This is a genomic window from Pseudoalteromonas prydzensis, assembly GCF_011050055.1.
GTDB classification, from domain to species: Bacteria; Pseudomonadota; Gammaproteobacteria; order Enterobacterales; family Alteromonadaceae; genus Pseudoalteromonas; species Pseudoalteromonas prydzensis_A.
Genome location: NZ_DRGM01000032.1, coordinates 1 through 18371, shown reverse-complemented (window position 1 = coordinate 18371; position 18371 = coordinate 1). Strand labels below are relative to the sequence as shown.

The 18371-nt window shown below is 43.2% G+C and carries 21 protein-coding genes and 3 pseudogenes; 5 read left to right on the top strand and 19 right to left on the bottom strand.

Features of this window, described 5'->3' with window-relative positions; genetic code table 11:
• The 12 genes and pseudogenes from ENH88_RS02670 to ENH88_RS02615 form a co-directional block, all read right to left on the bottom strand.
• A partial coding sequence (locus tag ENH88_RS02670) for a phage tail tape measure protein (RefSeq protein WP_304179156.1) occupies positions 1–2178 on the bottom strand: 2178 nt, incomplete at its 3' end.
• A 3-nt stretch (positions 2179–2181) separates the two neighbouring features.
• Complete coding sequence (locus ENH88_RS23170) at positions 2182–2325, bottom strand: DUF6890 family protein (RefSeq protein ID WP_409076818.1); 144 nt, start codon at positions 2323–2325, stop codon at positions 2182–2184.
• Between the two features lie 23 nt (positions 2326–2348).
• A complete protein-coding gene (locus tag ENH88_RS02665; protein WP_169019525.1) occupies positions 2349–2636 on the bottom strand; it encodes a putative phage tail assembly chaperone in 288 nt (95 codons plus the stop codon).
• Positions 2626–3258: a hypothetical protein gene (locus ENH88_RS02660; protein WP_304179152.1), complete on the bottom strand. Its 633-nt coding sequence runs from the start codon at positions 3256–3258 to the stop codon at positions 2626–2628. The genes ENH88_RS02665 and ENH88_RS02660 overlap by 11 nt, the downstream gene beginning before the upstream one ends.
• Entirely contained in the window at positions 3258–3707 is a 450-nt protein-coding gene (locus ENH88_RS02655; protein WP_182739199.1) for a phage protein, read from the bottom strand. The genes ENH88_RS02660 and ENH88_RS02655 overlap by 1 nt, the downstream gene beginning before the upstream one ends.
• A 10-nt stretch (positions 3708–3717) precedes the next feature.
• Positions 3718–4818 carry a DUF2586 domain-containing protein gene (locus tag ENH88_RS02650; RefSeq protein WP_304179147.1) on the bottom strand — a complete coding sequence of 367 codons (1101 nt, stop codon included), beginning with the start codon at positions 4816–4818 and terminating at the stop codon, positions 3718–3720.
• Positions 4819–4839: 21 nt separating this feature from the next.
• The gene (locus tag ENH88_RS02645) at positions 4840–5472 is read right to left on the bottom strand and encodes a phage virion morphogenesis protein (RefSeq protein WP_304179145.1); all 633 of its coding nucleotides are present in this window, start codon (positions 5470–5472) and stop codon (positions 4840–4842) included.
• Positions 5465–5938: a phage tail protein gene (locus ENH88_RS02640; protein WP_304179143.1), complete on the bottom strand. Its 474-nt coding sequence runs from the start codon at positions 5936–5938 to the stop codon at positions 5465–5467. The genes ENH88_RS02645 and ENH88_RS02640 overlap by 8 nt, the downstream gene beginning before the upstream one ends.
• Positions 5935–6372, bottom strand: coding sequence for a head completion/stabilization protein (locus ENH88_RS02635; protein ID WP_304179142.1), 438 nt, complete (start codon positions 6370–6372; stop codon positions 5935–5937). The genes ENH88_RS02640 and ENH88_RS02635 overlap by 4 nt, the downstream gene beginning before the upstream one ends.
• Before the next feature lie 109 nt (positions 6373–6481).
• Positions 6482–7210 carry a phage terminase small subunit gene (gene gpM, locus ENH88_RS02630; RefSeq protein WP_304179140.1) on the bottom strand — a complete coding sequence of 243 codons (729 nt, stop codon included), beginning with the start codon at positions 7208–7210 and terminating at the stop codon, positions 6482–6484.
• A gap of 86 nt (positions 7211–7296) precedes the next feature.
• Positions 7297–8261: pseudogene (locus tag ENH88_RS02625) on the bottom strand (phage major capsid protein, P2 family).
• 114 nt (positions 8262–8375) lie between these two features.
• A pseudogene (locus ENH88_RS02615) lies at positions 8376–9257 on the bottom strand (GPO family capsid scaffolding protein).
• Between the two features lie 203 nt (positions 9258–9460).
• Between ENH88_RS02615 and ENH88_RS02610 the strand changes: the two are divergent.
• The 4 genes from ENH88_RS02610 to ENH88_RS02595 are packed head-to-tail and all read left to right on the top strand — an operon-like array spanning position 9461 to position 13078.
• Positions 9461–11233, top strand: a complete 1773-nt coding sequence (locus ENH88_RS02610; protein ID WP_304179132.1) for a terminase large subunit domain-containing protein — start codon at positions 9461–9463, stop codon at positions 11231–11233.
• Positions 11233–12300, top strand: coding sequence for a phage portal protein (locus ENH88_RS02605; protein ID WP_304179129.1), 1068 nt, complete (start codon positions 11233–11235; stop codon positions 12298–12300). Before ENH88_RS02610 ends, ENH88_RS02605 begins: the two co-directional genes overlap by 1 nt.
• Positions 12297–12623 carry a phage holin family protein gene (locus ENH88_RS02600; RefSeq protein WP_064435750.1) on the top strand — a complete coding sequence of 109 codons (327 nt, stop codon included), beginning with the start codon at positions 12297–12299 and terminating at the stop codon, positions 12621–12623. Before ENH88_RS02605 ends, ENH88_RS02600 begins: the two co-directional genes overlap by 4 nt.
• On the top strand, positions 12623–13078 hold the full coding sequence (locus ENH88_RS02595; protein WP_304179125.1) for a hypothetical protein: 456 nt from the start codon (positions 12623–12625) through the stop codon (positions 13076–13078). The genes ENH88_RS02600 and ENH88_RS02595 overlap by 1 nt, the downstream gene beginning before the upstream one ends.
• 34 nt (positions 13079–13112) lie before the next feature.
• Here the strand turns inward: ENH88_RS02595 and ENH88_RS02590 are convergent, their stop codons facing one another.
• The 3 genes from ENH88_RS02590 to ENH88_RS02580 form a co-directional block, all read right to left on the bottom strand.
• A complete protein-coding gene (locus tag ENH88_RS02590) occupies positions 13113–13679 on the bottom strand; it encodes a hypothetical protein (protein WP_304179124.1) in 567 nt (188 codons plus the stop codon).
• A gap of 154 nt (positions 13680–13833) precedes the next feature.
• The gene (locus tag ENH88_RS02585; protein WP_304179123.1) at positions 13834–14391 is read right to left on the bottom strand and encodes a hypothetical protein; all 558 of its coding nucleotides are present in this window, start codon (positions 14389–14391) and stop codon (positions 13834–13836) included.
• Positions 14392–14927: 536 nt separating this feature from the next.
• Positions 14928–15209 carry a hypothetical protein gene (locus ENH88_RS02580; RefSeq protein ID WP_304179121.1) on the bottom strand — a complete coding sequence of 94 codons (282 nt, stop codon included), beginning with the start codon at positions 15207–15209 and terminating at the stop codon, positions 14928–14930.
• 222 nt (positions 15210–15431) lie between these two features.
• On the opposite strand from ENH88_RS02580, the gene ENH88_RS02575 reads away from it, so the two are divergent.
• Entirely contained in the window at positions 15432–15677 is a 246-nt protein-coding gene (locus ENH88_RS02575) for an ogr/Delta-like zinc finger family protein (RefSeq protein WP_304179120.1), read from the top strand.
• Positions 15678–15734: 57 nt separating this feature from the next.
• On the opposite strand, the gene ENH88_RS02570 is transcribed toward ENH88_RS02575, so the two are convergent.
• The 4 genes and pseudogenes from ENH88_RS02570 to ENH88_RS02555 all read right to left on the bottom strand — a co-directional run.
• Positions 15735–16028, bottom strand: coding sequence for a helix-turn-helix transcriptional regulator (locus tag ENH88_RS02570; RefSeq protein WP_304179118.1), 294 nt, complete (start codon positions 16026–16028; stop codon positions 15735–15737).
• Between the two features lie 141 nt (positions 16029–16169).
• Complete coding sequence (locus ENH88_RS02565; RefSeq protein ID WP_304179116.1) at positions 16170–16439, bottom strand: hypothetical protein; 270 nt, start codon at positions 16437–16439, stop codon at positions 16170–16172.
• An 84-nt stretch (positions 16440–16523) separates the two neighbouring features.
• Entirely contained in the window at positions 16524–17165 is a 642-nt protein-coding gene (locus ENH88_RS02560) for a KilA-N domain-containing protein (protein ID WP_304179112.1), read from the bottom strand.
• Positions 17166–17576: 411 nt separating this feature from the next.
• Positions 17577–18371: pseudogene (locus tag ENH88_RS02555) on the bottom strand (replication endonuclease); the annotation flags it as partial.

Below are 18371 nucleotides of genomic sequence, written 5' to 3'. Positions count from 1 at the left end.
TGCGTTGGTTTGTGCATTCGCTACAACTGAATTTATGGCACTGTTATTTAACGCACTGGTTTGTGCCTGCGTGTTACTTGTTTGGTTTGTAGCAATGCTATTTTGCAATGTTGAGTTAGTTGCATTGCTCATTGCTGTGCTTGTTAAATAAACAGCATCATTTGCGGCTGTGGTTACTGCGTTGGTGTGTGCATTTGCTACAACTGAATCTACAGCACTGTTATTTAACCCGTTGCTTTGTGTCAGCGCGTTATTTGTTTGCTCAATGGCATGACTACTTTGTAATGCTGAATTAATAGCATTATTCGTTTGGCCTGCGTTTAACTGCGTTCGATTTGAATATGTAACATCATTCACTGCAGCATGGTTGGCGCTGACTTTGTTGCCTGGTACTTGCGCGGCTTTGTTGATCACGGCTTGGCCGTAGTCGCGGCTGAACGCTTGATCTGCATTTTGCATGACTAAATTGCTAGGCTGAGCACGGTGAATGTTTTCGTGTGTTGAGGTTGCCTCTGTTTTTATTTTTGCCTCGGTATCGTCAATCAAGCCGAGTTTTTCAAGCACCCATTTAACACTATCAATTACCCCATTAAAGGCCGCTTTCACACTATCAAACACCGCCATTAATACTTTGCCCCAAGCGGTTTTTTGAAACGCAGCCACTAAATCATCCCAATAATAGATAAGTGCCCCTACGGCTGCGATGAGCGCAATAACACCTGCTACCACCCACGTAATTGGGTTTGCCCAAAGCGCCGCATTAAATAACCACGTAGCCGCTTGACCTGCAAGCATAACCGCTTTAAATGTGCCAATGGCAATGGCCGCCGCGCCCATCGTTGCAATGAGTGATAAAAAGCCCAGTACACGCAGTGCGATTAACGCACCCTGCCATAGCTTTGTTAGTACGGTTAAACCACCAGTCAACGCGGCAGTTGAAACGAGCGCCATTTTATACAGGCCCATGGTAAAAATAATGATGCCATGAACCGTGATCAGCGCGACGATAACCACAACCAGTGTTGCGATCACGCTTGATAAAAATGGGAATCGCTCAGTCAGTGACACAATGCCCGCAAAGCCGGCGGCGAGCATTTCAACGAACGGCTCAACCACCGGCAATAAGCGGTTACCCATTGCGGTGGCCGCTGCATTAAATGAACCGCCTAAACGATCCCATGGGCTGGCAATGATGTTTGCCATCTCCAAGGCTTTGGAATTGTCTTGTACGTTTTCAAAAACGGTGATGCCGTCTTTTAATTTGTCTACCTTAGTACTGAGTACATCAACGGCTTTTGCACCTTGTTTACCAAATATTTGGGTAAGTACATCGCCACGCGCTACAGAGCCCAGTGAGGATAAGCGGTTATTAATACGCCCTAGCACCACATCAATTGCGAGCATGTCGCCGTTATCAGCGGTTAATTTTATACCTAATGCATCTTGTGCTTTGCCAATCCCTTGTAATAATGAAGCCGCTTGTGTACCAGCCACTGATCCTGATTTAGCAACCAGTTGCAGTTCGCCCACTAACGCGAATTGTTGAGCCGAGCTTAAGCCAATGTTTGTCGCGGTCGCGCCAAGGTTTGAAAACGCGGCTTGCATTTCTGCACCGGTGGTTTTGTAAAGCTGTACGGCGGTGGCGGTTTGCCCTGCTATTTGGTTTACCCAGTTCGCTTTGCCCATCTTATTAGCTGTTTTTTCAAAGATGCCATACATGGTGCCCATATAACTGGTGATGGTGGCCGCATCCGCTTTAGTCGCTACGGCTAATATGTTTGATGTTTTGGTGAACTCTGATAGCTCAAACCCATTTAAGCCGTTAATGGCTGATTGAATATCGTAAGCACTGCGAACAAACTCGGCAGAGTTACCACCAAATTGAAAACCAAACTTATAGGAGGTTTTAGTCAGTTGTTGCAAGGCGTCGTCAGTAACGCCCAGTGATTGCACTTCACCTAAAGCGGCAACGTGATCAATAGCGGGCGCAAGTGATTTTGCAAGGGCGTAACCACCACCGACGGCTGTGGCTGCGCCACGCATCATTTGATCTTGGGCGGCGGCGGTTTGCTGGCTCAGCTGATTAATTTTAGCCATGACTTTATTAACCGGGCCAGTGACTTTGTCAATGATGCCGATTGAATAAGTAAGCTTGTCTAATTTGCTGAGTGTTGCCATTAATTACTCGCCGCCTAATGCTGTGCAAATGCCGTTATTTACGGCGGTTACAAAGTTTTCTTGCTGTGATGTTTCAAGGTAAAGCGCCTGTGCCAAGCTCTCGTCAGTTACTGGTAAATTGCCAAAATATTTAGCGTGGTATGCCAGTAACTGATCAAGCCTGCTTTTGCCTATTTGCTTGGCTCGGCTTTCGATTTTTTTACCGTAAAATTAAACTCGGGTTGGTATTCTTCAACAATGGCACCCACTAAAAACAATGCGGCACCCGGTTGCTGTACCAGCTCTTTGAGCTTTTTAGCGTCGGCTTCAACCACTGTGTTTAATAAAAAGTTAGTCGCCGGCTGCACCTTGTTGTTCGGCTGAGTCGAGTTAATGTATTTGTTGTAATCAGCGCCATTGACGTTAAATGTAATTTCGCCAACGGGGGTTTCTAATGTGATGTGTTTCTCAAACGCCATGATCAATACTCTCTTTAATATCTGCTTGCTCTAGCAGTGTGTAGGTAAAATAAGGGCCATACTTGGCTGCTGATTGCTCACACAAAGCAATAAATTCATCAAAGTCATTTGGGTTTGCAAACACCTGGCAACCGGCTGACCATTTATCAACTTGCGTTGATGTGACCTTGCTGTTTGCGCGGTGGCAATTAATGCCAAAGTAACCTTGTTGTAGTACTGCTTGAGGTGTGACATCCGTGTCTAACTCGGTGTCGTGGTTGTTATCCCGTAGAACAACAACCGGTTTATGTTGTACAAGGGCACGGTATTTGCCTTGGTGATAACCCAATGTCCACAGGCTTTTATGCTGCCCTGCAATTAGCACGGCTGTACCATCTACATTCATTGGGTGTTTACGCCAGTAAATACCGGCATCCGTTGTGGCTTTGAACTGCTTTAACTGCCATTCGCTGTTTTGCTGATACAACACACAAATTGCATCGTTAAACGTGTTGGCGCGGGTGTTTGCATGGCGAATACCTATAATGTTTAGGTTTAATTCACCCTCAAATACTTTATGCCCACATGCTTGCAGGGTGCTTAGTAATGTTGTGGCAGTCAGTGTGCGAATGGCTTTAGTCATTACAGATCTCTCACTTCATCAGCGGTTAGATAAGGCACGCCGTTAATTTTGACAAAATCAGGGCTGGTGATCGGACACTTAATTGTTGTGGTGTCTTCTTCGCCGCCATCGGCTTTGATGTTTAAAATTTCGTCTAACTGCGGCAAGCAACCAAACGCTTCAACGTTCTTTTTACCGGCGGCTACTTCTGCATTAAATGCCACATCAAACGGTTCAATGCCTTTCCAACTGCCTGCTTTTTCGGCTTGCGCTTGCACTAATAACCAGTTTTCGTGATCGAGTTTTAGCGTTACTTCGCCTTCAACGTCGCCATCAATAAATCCTTTTGGAATACCACGCACTTTTTTAACGGTGCGCCCATCCGTAATTTTGCAAGTGGCTTCCATAACGTGAACCATCGAGCCCCCGATAAAAATATCGAAGTCTTTACCGCCTAATACCTTTTGCATGTTCGCGCTCCTACTCTGCGTTATCTAACATGATCCCAACAATAATGGTGCTGGGTGAATCGATTGGCTTAACCTTAAGCACAACTTGCAACGTGGTCGCATCCATAAACGTGAGGTTAATACTGTCGTCTTTTGGGGCGTCAATTAAACCGGGGAATTTGTCGGCGCCGATGTTGACTGATCGCGCCATATCACGCAGTGGTTTACCCATAATGCGTTTACCAAATTCAATGCCGGTGCTGCTATTGTTTAAGCGGCGGTTTTTAACGTTTTGAATACCGATGATGCGAACGGCACGCGCGGCTTTATCGACAATGCGGCCTATTTCGATTTTTTGGAAATCACCGCCTTCAGCATCCAGCATGTTTACATCGCCAAAATACGTGCCGTCAAAATCAGGGTAAAATTGCGTACAACTAAAACGCTGTGCATCCAGTGCCGCAGTGGTTGAATTAGTAAGCGGTTTGCCTGCTGCATCAGTTGGGTGTGGCATAAGTGACAATGCCCCAGTCAGTACACGCATTGGGCTATCAGCAATAGTGACTGAGCTTTTACATAAACGCCCTGTTACGCCGCCGAGTTCATCACCAAATAAAAGCGGGATCACTGCAACGCGTTCGCCTACTACACCATCAGTTAAAGGCTGTAATGCAGTGACTAAATCTGACCAATTTTGCTCAGGCGTTAAACCTGGTGCCGCTAATAAAAAGCGCACGTAACGCGATTGGCCTGACAGGATTTCAAGCGCTTTTGCTTGATAGCTTTCGATTTCGGCTTTACCAGTGACGGGCGTACAAATAACAATGATTTCAGGACTGATGTCTTGATCCATTGCTTCATCAATTAAGGCCATTACATCATCACCGGCGCCATGCGGGATGGCATAGCCACTGACTAGGTCGTCGCCGTTGCGTTGCCATGCTTTTACTTGGGTTTTTAATGGTGAGTCGGCGGCGCCAAACAAATCATCAAAATCACTTTGTGCGTTAATGGGTAAAATGCTGCCATTCTTTTCGGGCGCTTGGCCTAAAAATAATACGCTGCGCTCTACTTGTTTTGTAGCGCCACTGCCTGTTTGAATGGCGGCAACGGATACTTTACCTTGTGCCATGGTCGTTCCTTTTGCTTTGCGCTACGCCACTTGCATAGCTTTGTTTAAAATAAAACTTTGTTGCTGTTTTTGTTCAGTAACGGTTTGCCCTAAAAAAGAGCGGGCAGGCAAATCAATTTGCCATGAGCTCTTGCCTGAGCTGCCCTTTAAATCACGCAGTAAAAACCCTGCTTGGTTAATACTTAAATTTTCTGTAATCCATTTAATGCTGGGGCGCTTACTGCCCTTGCCTTTGCCGCGTGGAATTGTGTAACCCTCGGCTATTAGTGCCCGGGCTAAATTACGCGTGGCTGGGCCCTCTTTATTTTGTGCGGCTTTACCTTTTGGCTTGCCTGCATCTAGGCTTACACCCTCTTGATGAGCGCGGGCTATTTTGCCGCTGTTGCCACCTCTAAAATAAACCCCTGCGCTATTGGCGCCGTAACGTACTTTCATGTTGCGCTTTAGCTTGGTGAGCATTTTCTTTTTTTTGCCGTTGGCTCTGCCTTGCCATGTTTTACCTACCAGATCACGCTGCCCAGTAATGCGCTCTTTACTGCTTTTGTTTGCTGCACGTATTGCACTGCGCAATAGGTTGCGGCGTTTATTGGGCTTAAGCTGTAAAAACGCTAATTGTTCTTTACTGCGCCCTTCGTCAAATTTGACGTTAAGCACGGCTTACTTGACCTTCAAGTGTGAACGCTTCAGCTATCCATAGACTTTGCTCACCAAAGTCGTAACGCTTGCTGTTTAATTCAAACGGGCCGTTGGGTGTATGTATTAGCTCGATGTCTTCACATAACTGCTCTATCGTTAGCTCTACTTCGTTGCTGTTGTCATCGTTTACGTCGGCGGTAAATTCAATGTCGGTGCTGTCATAACGACCCCCATTGTTTTGCAACCAAAACGAGGCAAAGGCACAAATGAGCGCAGCCGGTGCAAAGCATGGGTTGATACTGATCACCCCTGAGTAATAAAACCGCGCGGCTAATACGCCATTGCCGTTAATGGTTTTGCTGCTTGGCTCTATGCGCCCGCCTTCTATCCAGCTATCAAACTGGGTATCGAGCGCAAGCTTATGCCCTTGATATTCGGCGCTGGCTAAATGCTGTTTAAGCGTTGCTATTTTGCTCTTGCTCATAACAGCGCTACCGATAAGTTAGGACTCAGTGCTTGCAGTAAACGCATGGCGTTTAGGCTTTCGCGTTGCCAGTGATCATAATTATCAATGGCCGTTTGGCTTTGTGCTGTTGCGTTGTCTCGGTGCGTACTGCCAAGCTTTGATACCAATAAATGCGCCTTAGCTTTGCTGTACACCGCATCGTGATAAAACATGACTTGTTGCGCGTTCAGTGGTTCGCCATTAGTAAGCTGAACATCTTCTAATTCTTGATTAATTTCACCCTGTGCACGCTTTAGCTTTTCAACAAGCAGCGCACTTTTGCTGGCGTACTCTTGGGCAACTGCGTAGTGCTCAATAAAATACGCGGTGCTCAATGCTGGGTAATAGCCATTACCTGGCACATCAACATTGATGCTTTGTAAATCTGCTTGTGGCATACCGCTTAAGTTCATATTGCACCTGTAAAACACACATTAAATTGGGTGTGGGCGCCACTTAGTCACAAGACGCCAAACAACGAATGCTGACGAAGTGCTAAGTTGCCCACCGGCGTTGGAGCTGTTATTCGCTAACGATCCCTTTTAACTGTTTCGTTAGCTTATCGACTAAACCTTTAACCCCTGCTTTGTCGTTGATCTCTTGGGCGTGCTCTGCAAATAACAGTGCATTACCATAGTTGTGCTGGGCTGCATCAACCTTGGCAGCAATGGCGTACAATTTACCGCCCACTACTTCAAGGCCGTTCCAATCTTGATTTTTTACGGTATTGATCAGGCCGCGCAGTACGTAGCTAATATCAAATAATCCTTGCTGCTTTGATTCTGTTAGGTAGTAATTTGCATCGTCATAGAGTTGGTCGATAACGAACGTAGGCCAATGCTTGGTATTAAATACCGTTGGCAGTGGTTGCTTTTGCTCAACCATAAATGGCAATAATTCCAGTACTGCATCCCAGCGTTTAAGATCAACCAACCAAATGAACACCCATGCTAAAACCGTGTTCGGGTGGCACTGGCCGCTTAGTCGATATTGATTGATGTAACCTAAGTAATCCTGGCGCTCTAACGCTTCAGATTTGTAAGTCGCTTTATCTGCAATATCAGTAAATGTTTTTAGTTGAGCTAAGTCAGATTCGATGGCCGCTGCATAAAGCTGGTACTCGGTTTGCGTAGTGATAGTGGTTGGCGCATGGGTGTTCGTGGCTGTAGCCGCGACCGTTGGCGCTTTTTTGTCAGTGCTTGTTGGTACGCTGCTTGCTGCTTTGGCTAATGATTTTTTGACTAAGCTCATTTAAAAACACTCTTTAATTTTGTGAAAAAAAGCCGTCCCGAAACAAGGAATATAGGGCGGCTAACTGCTGCTAAATAATCAAGCTGCTATGCCCACGCGTCGCCGGCGGCATTTGGTAACTTGATGCTGGTAGACTCGAAGTACATGACTTTTTCAAGGTCTTCTACGTAGTAGCAATCGTTGCGTGATAGGTAGTCCTCAACGCGCTTTTTCTTGGCGTTGTTTTCTACACTGGTACGCGTTGAGCCCGTTTGTACGTAGTGACTTAAGTTGTCAAAACTGGTGACTAAAATGCCGCGTGCGGGGAAAAACGGGATTTTGTAAGTCATCAAACCGCCGTAGGTATCAATCACCTGCTGCAATTCAATCTTGGTTTTTTCGCTTGGCGTATGGGCTTGTTTTGCGTAGAGCTTATTTTTGTCGTGCGCTAATAACTCGTCGCCAATAATGGCTACCATATTTGCACGCTTATGCTCAGGAATACCTTGCAATGCGTCGTGCACCGCTTGGTCTAAGTTTTCGTAATCGCCACCGGCACCAATGCGAATTTCGCCAGCGGTTGCGCCTTCACTAATTGCACGCTCTGGAGCATCGCGGCGGATCAACTGCAACCACCAATGTTTACATCGTTCATCATTGGGTAGGCTGTAATGTCGGTTGTATCGGCTACGTGTGTACCATTCCAACCAATTTTAATAATGTCGAGTGCGATTGCTTGGCGAACGTGGTTACGATAGCGATTATGAAAATCAGGGAACTTAGACCACTGATCCATTTTTACCCATGTGATATGAATGTCACATTCAACCGGGTAACAACGGTATTCACGCTTAGCGAGCTTTGATACATCGCGGGTTTTACGCTCTTTGGTATCGTCAGTTTCAACCCCTGCACGGCCTGTAATACCACCGTCTACACTCATGATCACCGATTGACCAACAAGGTCATCAACCGGTGCGGTGTTGATCATCTGTAAAAATTCAGCTGACTCATAAACGGCGTCATATAAACGCTGCTCAACTGTAGGCTCTACATTAAATTGCTCGCTCATTGAGGTAACACCGTAGTTAACGGCCATGCCTGCCATAATGGCGACAAATAATTCTTGGGTTCTTGTCTTCATCTGCTTTCCTGCGTGTTGCTAAGTAATGTTAAGGTGATGCACTTACAGCAATTTGCTGTATTTGCCTTCTTCGCCTTCGGGTTCGTCGTCGGCGTCGGTTGTGTCACCCGCAGGTGCTTTTAATGCTTTTTCAAACTTATCGGTTAGCTCAGTAAGCAGCTGCTTAGTTGAAGATAATTCTTCTTTAACTTGGCTTAGCTCTGTGCTTTGTTCGCCTTCTGGCGGCGTTTCTTCGTCTTCCACTTGTGTGGTTGAGAATGAATCAAGCTTCGTGATCACGCCGTCGAGCTTTTTGCCAAATTAGGTAAGCGGTGTGCCGAGTGCATCTTTTAATGCATTGGCTAATTGTGTTTCGTTCATGTCGGGGTCTTCCTTTGCGAATAGTCGTTTAAAAAAGGGTTTTTTAGGTGGTGTGTCGATTGGCTCACATGACCCTAAATCAACGGTTAATAAGGCGACTTCCTTGTCGTCTGGTTTGCTCTTACTACTGAAATGGATTCGGTCGGTGTAGCAGCTCGCTGGGTAGTCGGTCACTGCTAAGCCGGTTAGGTAGGTTTTGCCAGAGCCCATAAAATCGCGGCTAATTTCGATACTAAAGTAAACTGCTTGGTCTGCTTTGTTCAGCTCAACAAACCCTTGATTGGGGGCAAGCACGGCGTATAAACACACTACGCCTTCTTCGTTTTCATAGGCTTCAACGCTTACTACATCGCCCAACATGCCGGGTATATCTACGTTATGTAAGTTTTTAGCGGCCCAGCCAGACCAATTAAATTCGTGATCAATATTAATGCGGGCGCCATATTTGCGCGGGTTGTAGGTTTCTACTATGTCGGCTACGTCTTGCTCTGATATTTCACGGCCGTCAACGGTCATGCCTACAGCGGCAATCGATAACGGTTTAGTACGTAGTTGACCTGACATAAACAACCCTTTTTAAATATGTGCAAATTAAGCGTATTGCTTTAAAGTAGTTGCAGTTTGCACCCTCTTTTTATTCCTTTCCAACGGTTTAACTTTTTGAAATTCCTATATTTAACTTTTAGGAATGGTTAGGTTTTTGACTGACAGATTAAGCGCTTTATAACGAATACACTGCCGCTATGGATTAATAAAAGCGGTGCAATATGAAGGCGAACTACGGACCAGACATACGCAAAAAAGCACAAGATTTGTATGTTGTTGAGGGCTACACGGTTGATGAAATAGCCGAGCTTGACGATATGCCAAGTGCGCGTAGCGTTCGCCGTTGGGCTGAATCTGGAAAGTGGGAGGACATGTGCCCAAGCTATAATGCAGAAATGGCGTATAGCAAACGCATTAATGTGCTGGCCGATAAAGACGATAAAACCGATGCCGACTACAAAGAGTTAGATTTTTGTACGCGCCAATTATGCGCGCTTAATAAAAGCAAACTGGCACCCGCCCCTAAACAACGCGCTAGTAACGATGATGCAGGGGACAATAATGGCGGTGGCAGTAATAAAAAATCGAAGAAGAAAAAGAAGAACGATTGCTCAGGCATTACTGTTGAAATGCTCAACGAGCTTAAAGACAAACTACTTTATCCACATCAAAAACATTGGTTTGATAACCAAGATCACCGCGCCCGCTTTATATTAAAACCGCGCCAAATTGGCGCGACATTCTATTTTGCGTTTGAAGCGTTTGTTGATGCCGTTGTAAATGGCCGCAATAAAATATTTATATCCGCGAGCCGCGATCAAGCCGAAGTATTTAAAGCCAATATTGTAGCGCTGTGCCGTGAGCATTTTAATATTGAATTAACCGGCTCACCTATGGTGCTTAATTTAGCCGGCGGAAAAACGGTTAAGCTGATATTTAAGTCAACTAATGCGCGTACTGCTCAATCTGAGTCGGGCGACTTATATATAGATGAAGTGTTTTGGATACCGAACTATAAAAACTTGCGTGGTTTAGCACAGGCTATGATGACGCATAAACATTTGCGTGTTACCTACTTTAGTACGCCAAGTGTTACAAGCCACGAAGCATACGACCATTGGAATGGTAAATGGTACCGCAAAACTAAAGCTTGTAACGATCCTGAATTTGCGATTGATGTTAGCCATAAAACGCTTAAAAACGGGATGCTGTGTGACGATGGTATTTGGCGCCAAATGCTCACCGTGCACGATGTGGTTAACTCAGGCTTTGACCGCATTGATATTAGCGTACTTGAAAACGAATACAGCACGGATGAGTTTAATAACTTGTTTATGTGTAAGTTTATTGATGATGCCCACAGCGCGTTTAACCTTAAACAAATCATGGCCTGTGTTGGTGACTCAACCAAATGGGATGACTTTGATTTAGAGTATGAGCGCCCCTATGGTTTAAAACCTGTCGTCATTGGTTTTGACCCTGCCCGCTTTGGCGACAAAGCCAGTGTTGCCGTACTCAGCGCCCCGATGAAACCCGGCGAAAAATTCCGCCTACTAGAAGCACTTGATTTAAGCGGCAATGACTTTGAAGCCATGGCCGCTGAAATAAAGCTCCTCACCGAAAAATACAACGTGGTACATATTGGCGTAGATACCACAGGCATTGGTTACGGGGTGTGGGAGCTTATCACTAAGTTTTACAATAATGCAGAGCCTATCCACTACAACCCGATTATTAAAAACCGCATGGTGATCAAGGCAATCAACGTTATTCAAAACCGCCGTTTTGAGTTTGACCAGGACGCGGTAAATATTGCCAGCTCGTTTATTAATATTCGCCGCAAAGTGGTTGGCGACCAAATTACCTATGCCACAAACCGCACCGCCACGACAGGCCATGCCGATATTGCGTGGGCAATTATGCACGCCATGTTATTTGAACCACTCGACGGCAACGCCCTTAACCGTCAAACCTCTGTAGGAATTGCAGCTTAATGACCAAACCACGATTACAAGTAAGTAACGGCCAAGCGCCTAACTACAATCAACGTACCGCAATGACCGATTCATTTAGCTTTGGTGATCCTGAGCCATGTTTAGACAACCGGCTAACCGATTACGTTGGGGTATTTAGTGACAGTAACGGCATTTATGCACCGCCCATTAGTTTGCACGGCTTGGTTAAGTTGCTGCGAGTAAATGCCCAACATGGACCAATACTCTACTTTAAGCGCAACATGATCTTAAAGTGGTATAAGCCTAACCCGTTATTGAGCCATCAAGCCCTTAGCAAGTTTGCCTTTGATTTACTGTGGAGCGGCAACGCCTATTTACAGATTATTAAAAACGCATTTGGGCAGGTAATTAAACTTCGCCACTTGCCTGCACTCACTATGCGTTATACCGATACGCGCGGTGTGTATGCGCAATTAAGTAACCGCAGCCACGAGCCTATTTATTTTAATGCCGGTGAAGTTATACACGTAAAAGAGTATGACCCTGCCCAAGGCATTTATGGCATACCGCAATATTACGGTGGTATTCAATCCGCGTTACTCAATGAAGATGCCACGCTATTTCGCCGCCGCTATTACAAGAACGGCGCGCACATGGGGTTTATATTTTCAATGGCCGACCCGTTCATGAGCCTAGAAGATGAAAACGCACTTAAAAAAGCCATTCAAGACAGTAAAGCAGCGGGCAACTTTAGGAGTTTATTTTTAAACTTTAGGGGGCAAAAAGCCGATGCTGAAAAGTCGTTAAAAATAACCCCTGTGGGCGACATATCAACCAAAGACGAATTTGAACGCATTAAAAAAATCACCCTTAACGACATGCTCAGCATGCACCGAGCACAAGAAGCACTGAGCGGCCAATCATCTGGCGACAGCCCCGGCTTTGGTGATTTAGACAAAATCACCCGCGCCTATTACAACAACGAAGTTGTGCCCCTGCAGCAAGATGTATTAGGGATCAATAACTACTTGCCTACTGCACAGCACATTGATTTTAAAGAGCCTGAATATTCAGACCTAAACCCAACACCTAAGGAAAGCGCATGAGCTGGATTGATGTTATCGAATTTATTAAACAATGGGGGCGATTACTTATGTTGAGTTTTTTAGCAGCCGCAATCCAAATGTATTTGAGCAAACGGCAGTTTACGTTTTTTCATTATTTTATGAGTGTGCTGATTGCGATATTTGCAGCCTACCTATCAGCCATGTTTTGTGAATGGCGCGGGTTTGACGAAAACCTAAAAACAGGCGTGATTGGGGTAACTGCCTACGCGGCCCCACACTTGCTTGAAGGGTTCGACAAGCTAATAAAAGCATTTAGTAAAGACCCAAAAGCGTTTATTAAATTGATCAGGGGGATAAAATAATGGGATGGATTAAATCAGTATTATCGTTCATCACAGACCCAATAGCCGATTTAACCGGCGGCTATGTTGAGCGTAAACGCATAGCGGCAGAAATGGCCGCTGATGTAGCTCGCGCTGAAAACAATTTCAAAATTGCCCAGTTTAATGCTAAAGCAAAGCGCTGCATGCAAGCCGAGCAAAACGACGCTGATTATGACCTGCTGGTTTTAAAGAACCGCGACAAAACAATGATGGATGAAGTGATCATTTTATTCTTTTTGGGTTTATTCATCGGCCATTTTATCCCAGCTATGCAACCGTATATGCAAAAAGGCTGGCAAGCAATGGGCTATAACGGCGCGCCCTGGTACTTTGAATTTGTGATTGTGGGTATTGCCGTTTCAACCCTTGGGTTAATGCGATTGTTTAGAGTGTTTTGGGGCGGTCGTAGTAATAGCAAGGAAAGCGCTAGTTAAAGACTAGCACTATTTATGTTTGAAGTTTTTATTTCTACGTACCATGAAACTCTTTGGCAAAAAACTGTTTAAGATCTCGATATAGTGGAGTGAAAAAATAAACTAATGATGTCCATTCTGGTGCATTTCCTATCAAACCAGTACGTGACAACCTACCAAGTAAAGCCCCCAATACATCTGAATTGACAGTCACCTGGTAAGCACAATATTGAATGGCTTCTTCATATTGCTCTTGAGGGTTTGGCAAACTATCGTCATCAGCAACTCGTTCAGGTTCTTTTACATGGAGATCATCGGTATAAGGAAGACCTCCTTCATTTAAATAAAATAAAATAAGAATTTCCCTGTAGGATAACTCTGAAAAAATAGAAAGGATTTCTTGGTAAAAATCTGGCCGTTTTTCAATAAGTCCTGTTGAATCACCTAATATGAATAACTCCTTAAGCATATTCACTTTTTCTATAGTGGATGCTCGCTCAAGAGCTTCAATTGTACGTATTACGCTAGATAAATAACCAGGGCTCTGGATTTTAGCTTCACTAATGGTAATACCATCTAGCTCTAATTTTGATAGCAGTGACTCTTCCTTATTTTTATTCACAATCCTCATTAAGCTTTGGAATAACTTTACGGACGTTTTTATTTCTGGCGTTATGAGTAAACTCAAAATAACCTCCATGTAAAAAGAAAATAGTATTTTAAATATACTAATATCAAACTAGATAACATCTTACCACATATTATTTTATACAAAATCAATTAGGTATTTGGCTTTTCCAATGTTTAAGAACATCTATGCTGTCTATAAATTTCTCATCTACCTGCTCATCTTTATTTTCTAATATTTGCAAGACTTCGCCATATGCTTCGGCCAAGAATACATGTTCATTTTCAGTGCTGCGTTTGCTTGTACCAATATGGTTAATTTCAAGCTCTAGCCTTTTAACTATCCTATCGTTATGAGCTTCCCACTCTGCATCTGAAAAATTCTCATTGGGTAGAAGTAAGTTTAACTCAACCAATAAAGCATCAACTCTTTCTTTTATTAATTCTAATCTCATATCTTGCCTTTTTGAGTACCATTCAATTTCTAATGCGTTTTCAAATTTACAGGCAACAACTTCAAGGCGGTTAAGTGCTCTTGTGAAATTTGGTCCTTTAACACTATTAAGCGTTGCTGCATTAGTCTTACTAATACCACGAACTAAGTAATCACTGAGTGCTGCTTTTATATCTTCACTGGTACTTTTACCAAACGATAAAAGTGCATCTAATCGCTCTTGGCTTTGTGAGCCTTTGTGTAAATATTTCATAATTCATTTATCACTTAACTGATAATAAATTCATAGTATTTCAATATTAGGTAAATCACCAGCTATTTGATCTTTTTGTTGTCACTTTATTGTCAAAGGTTGTCACTTTATGACAATGCGATCTTTTTAAAATTGCTCACAGATCCTTTTGCTGGGCTGGCTGGCGATTAATGGCGTGTCACTGGGGTTGTCAATTTGACGCATTTTTTGCACGAAAGCGGAAGGCGAGGAGGAGTGAATTTTTCGCCCTTTTGATTCTTAGCTCACACTTTCCGGCCGGCCTTACCGACCCAACTAAAAACAATACCATGTATTTTAAAAACGAGACCACGCAGCTGAAGAAAAGGATGAACGATGATCCTGAAATTAGTGATGAATTACAGCTAATTTTGATTTAGAGATAAGTACCTAACCATTAATTTGGTTAAACTATATAGTGGTTTTGTTATTTTTAGTCGTATTTCAATACTTGATTAATGTTTATAGTTAAGATAATAAGTAGATAAAAGTGCTATAGAAAAAAGCACTTAGTTCTATTACTTCCTGTAAGGGCTATGAATACTATTGTTTTTGAAGTCTACGTCCTCAGCCATTTGGCTAATTTTATTTACAAGATCATCCATTTCTACTTTACTTTTTAGTTTCCTATTATACCTAAATGTATCTGCTTCTGATATGATATATAGCTTCATTTCATTCGTTGTTGTCGAAATACGAAATTTATCTAGAACATACTTCTCTGTAGTATTAGTGTTTATTAAAGCTAAATAAAACTCTCCATTACCTTGCTCTTCAACCACGTCGTCAAAATAATACATATTTTCTCCTTTATGTAACAACAATATATTGTGCGAATGTAACTATCAATATGGTTAACACCTAACATCTTAAAAAGAAAGTATCTATTAGAAATAATTGAAAAGCAATTGAATATCATTAATCGGGGTCAAGCAACCATCCAATAATTAAATGGTTGTTTGGTATACACGCAAGAACTGTATATAATAACAGTGTTTTTTTATTAACGATTGGTGAATGTTATGGCGCGGGTTACTTGTCCAAACTGTGAAGCTAAAGCAACGATTACGTCTCGTGAAAAACAAAGTGCGCATGTTGTTAATTTATATTGCTCGTGCACTAACACTAAAGAATGCGGGGCTACGTTCCGTATTACGCAATCGTTTGATCACTTCTTGAATCCACCGTGTAAAACCACCGCGCAAATAGCCGCATCGTTACTTAAAAACTTACCGCGTGAGCAGCAGCTTTCATTGTTGGAACTTTAAATTTTATGCATTAAAAAGCCCGCTATTTGCGGGCTTTTTACTAATTAGTATTTAATTTCACACAGCGTGTAATAATTCGCGTGTCTTCTGCACATTAGCTTGTGCTTCCAGATTAAACAATATCTGTTCATCTATATTAAATACATTATGTAACTTTGCAGCCATTACTGGGGTTAGTGCCCCGCCAGCTAATAACCGAGTTACTGTTGATGGGCTAACATCTAATTGCTGCGCTGTTTTACTTGCGCTTAGCCCGCGTTTCTCTATAAATTTTTTTATATAGTGCCCAGAACCCTTTGGGGGTTCAAGCATATGAGCTATTCGCTCCATACCTACTAGTGAGTTTGACATGGGGTTTGTCCTTTATATTTTGACCTTATTTAATAATATTTAACTTAATCATATTTAAATTAATAATATTTCATTTATTGATAAACAATACTAAGTACACTACAATCGGTTTGAGTCAGCCCCCGGAGGGGCGTCCCTCAATCAATCATAACTATTAAGTGTCACTATCACTTCTTCATTATTTTTAAGCTCTACCTTTAAACATGCGGCAACATGTTGGTAGTTAAGCTTAATAGCAATGTTAAAGTGCATATCGTCTACCAGCTCTACATCATCACCCAGTACAGAAACCAAAGCTTCTATATTTGGTGCAGCTTGTAATGCGTACAACGCATCACTTACTTCACTCAATACTGGTTCACGTAATGACTCGAGCGTTATGATTGAGGTTTTTTCGAAGCGTACTTCCATCGTTAATCCCTCTAATCATTGTTATTGACCACATGGCCAGCTTTAAGAATACACCACCCTTGCGCATTGCGCAAGGGTGGTGTATTAATAATTCACAAAGCGTTGAATGCTGCTGAGTTTATTGCTTTGGGTTTCGACAATGTGAAGCAGTGATCGCAATTCTTGCTCTAGGCCTGTTACGTCTTTAACGCTAATGGGTGTGTTGCTGCGTTGGCACTGGCGCAATGTAGTAAATAACTGGTTCATACGTAAGCGCCAGCCGCAATCAAACATATCTCTAAACGGGATGAACATACTTAAGCGCATTTCAGGAAAGTCTAATACGGGTAATTCGCTTAGGGTTGGCAACGTGGCAAGCTCGGGTTCGTTGCGTTTGCTGTGTAAAAATACGCGGTTTACTTCTAATTGAAATTTTGGGCTGATCCAGCCTGCGTAAGAAATGGCTAATAGTTCGTGGGCGAATGTGCCGCCGCCACCGTTACCGCCTCTTGTGGTTTTTATTAATTTTTCACCAAAGGCCAAATCTGGCCTTTGGCTATTTCCGCTCTGCAAATTGACTGTTAGCTCTAATTCACAATTTAATTCTTTTGTTGATTCTAATCTCATCCACTTGGCTGGTTTTTTATGATCACCTTCGCCACTGGCTTTATGCAGGGCGTTTAGGTTTACGCGGTTGTAGTGATCAACAGGGATTAGGGTATTTGAAATAATAAGTTGGTTAGTCATGGTAATGACCTCTTGTGTAATTAATAGTATCTAAACCACACAAAGGTCTCAATCTTTGGGTGGCAAGCTAAAGCGAGGTTGAGACTACCGCTACACAAGGAAAACGGCCCACCGAAGTGGCCTCACTCCAGCCTGCCATAATTTGGGCGAGCTAAAGCGCGAGCATTAAAAAACCAGCTAAAAAGCTGGTGACAATGCACCTTGTGAATAATTGCGGGGTCTCAATCCCGGCACTGGATTTTGCCAGTGCCTTTTTACTATAGCCCCGCACAAGGCGTATTGTCAATTAGGTTAGTTTTACCTCCTTCAATCGTTTTCTAATTTTATTTTTATCTGTACCTACGGATTAGTTAATTCGTGGGTACACTTAAACGTAACTGTACCCGTCAATTAAGTAACTTACGGGTACATTTAAGCCATCATATCCAGTGCCCACCAGTCGTTGTCGCTGATGGCCGTTGCTTTACCAGCTAAAACTAATCTAGCCATTTCAAGATCACCAATTACATCAGCGTGACCTTTTTTAAATTTTGTTGAATTTGGTAACGAACGGCCATCAATCGCGGCGTACTGACTTGCTAAATCGTATTGTTCGCGTGCTGCCTGATAGTGTTTTTCTGTTACTTGTATTTTAATAGCTACTTTTGGCTGTTCTAAATCTAGTTTTTCAAAGCTATAAAGGTCTAAGCCTCTGGTGAAATACACTCGACCATTGCTGATCACTATATTGCCTTGCTCAAGTGATGTCCTTTGCGACTCTGTAAGTGAGTAAAACAGATGATTGCATTTTGTTGGTGCGCTATTAACTGATAACAACTCATCATTTTGCGCTTCGTTATGCGCCATTGATTCAATAGACTGGCGTCGCTGCTCTTTAATTTGCGCTTTTTCATCCCAAATTTGTAAAACACCATCTTGAACTACGTAAGTTTGACCATTTACAGCGATCCTTTTACCTGCAATCAGATCCTTTTTAACCTCTGTGATCTGTTTTTTGTCACACCCCACCATATCGAGTAACAACTCGGCGCTAGAGCCCACGGCTATAGGCGTACAGTTATTACCACTAGACCAAGATAGGTCGGCTGCGCCGACGTTGGTGCTAGCCTTAGCTGCGATTTTCTCTGCTGTGCCTTTGAGTTGTCTGGTCCATTCGATAAGGCGCGTTTTTAAGCTGGTTGCATCCGTTACGTTATGCACGTTGTT

What these genes read in the sequence shown, in the direction of transcription:
- ENH88_RS02665 (WP_169019525.1), bottom strand. Translation starts at nt 2,636, where the DNA reads ATGGCGTTTGAGAAACACATCACATTAGAAACCCCCGTTGGCGAAATT.
- ENH88_RS02660 (WP_304179152.1), bottom strand. Translation starts at nt 3,258, where the DNA reads ATGACTAAAGCCATTCGCACACTGACTGCCACAACATTACTAAGCACC.
- ENH88_RS02655 (WP_182739199.1), bottom strand. Translation starts at nt 3,707, where the DNA reads ATGCAAAAGGTATTAGGCGGTAAAGACTTCGATATTTTTATCGGGGGC.
- ENH88_RS02650 (WP_304179147.1), bottom strand. Translation starts at nt 4,818, where the DNA reads ATGGCACAAGGTAAAGTATCCGTTGCCGCCATTCAAACAGGCAGTGGC.
- ENH88_RS02640 (WP_304179143.1), bottom strand. Translation starts at nt 5,938, where the DNA reads ATGAGCAAGAGCAAAATAGCAACGCTTAAACAGCATTTAGCCAGCGCC.
- ENH88_RS02635 (WP_304179142.1), bottom strand. Translation starts at nt 6,372, where the DNA reads ATGAACTTAAGCGGTATGCCACAAGCAGATTTACAAAGCATCAATGTT.
- gpM (WP_304179140.1), bottom strand. Translation starts at nt 7,210, where the DNA reads ATGAGCTTAGTCAAAAAATCATTAGCCAAAGCAGCAAGCAGCGTACCA.
- ENH88_RS02610 (WP_304179132.1), top strand. Translation starts at nt 9,461, where the DNA reads ATGAAGGCGAACTACGGACCAGACATACGCAAAAAAGCACAAGATTTG.
- ENH88_RS02605 (WP_304179129.1), top strand. Translation starts at nt 11,233, where the DNA reads ATGACCAAACCACGATTACAAGTAAGTAACGGCCAAGCGCCTAACTAC.
- ENH88_RS02600 (WP_064435750.1), top strand. Translation starts at nt 12,297, where the DNA reads ATGAGCTGGATTGATGTTATCGAATTTATTAAACAATGGGGGCGATTA.
- ENH88_RS02595 (WP_304179125.1), top strand. Translation starts at nt 12,623, where the DNA reads ATGGGATGGATTAAATCAGTATTATCGTTCATCACAGACCCAATAGCC.
- ENH88_RS02585 (WP_304179123.1), bottom strand. Translation starts at nt 14,391, where the DNA reads ATGAAATATTTACACAAAGGCTCACAAAGCCAAGAGCGATTAGATGCA.
- ENH88_RS02580 (WP_304179121.1), bottom strand. Translation starts at nt 15,209, where the DNA reads ATGTATTATTTTGACGACGTGGTTGAAGAGCAAGGTAATGGAGAGTTT.
- ENH88_RS02575 (WP_304179120.1), top strand. Translation starts at nt 15,432, where the DNA reads ATGGCGCGGGTTACTTGTCCAAACTGTGAAGCTAAAGCAACGATTACG.
- ENH88_RS02570 (WP_304179118.1), bottom strand. Translation starts at nt 16,028, where the DNA reads ATGTCAAACTCACTAGTAGGTATGGAGCGAATAGCTCATATGCTTGAA.
- ENH88_RS02565 (WP_304179116.1), bottom strand. Translation starts at nt 16,439, where the DNA reads ATGGAAGTACGCTTCGAAAAAACCTCAATCATAACGCTCGAGTCATTA.
- ENH88_RS02560 (WP_304179112.1), bottom strand. Translation starts at nt 17,165, where the DNA reads ATGACTAACCAACTTATTATTTCAAATACCCTAATCCCTGTTGATCAC.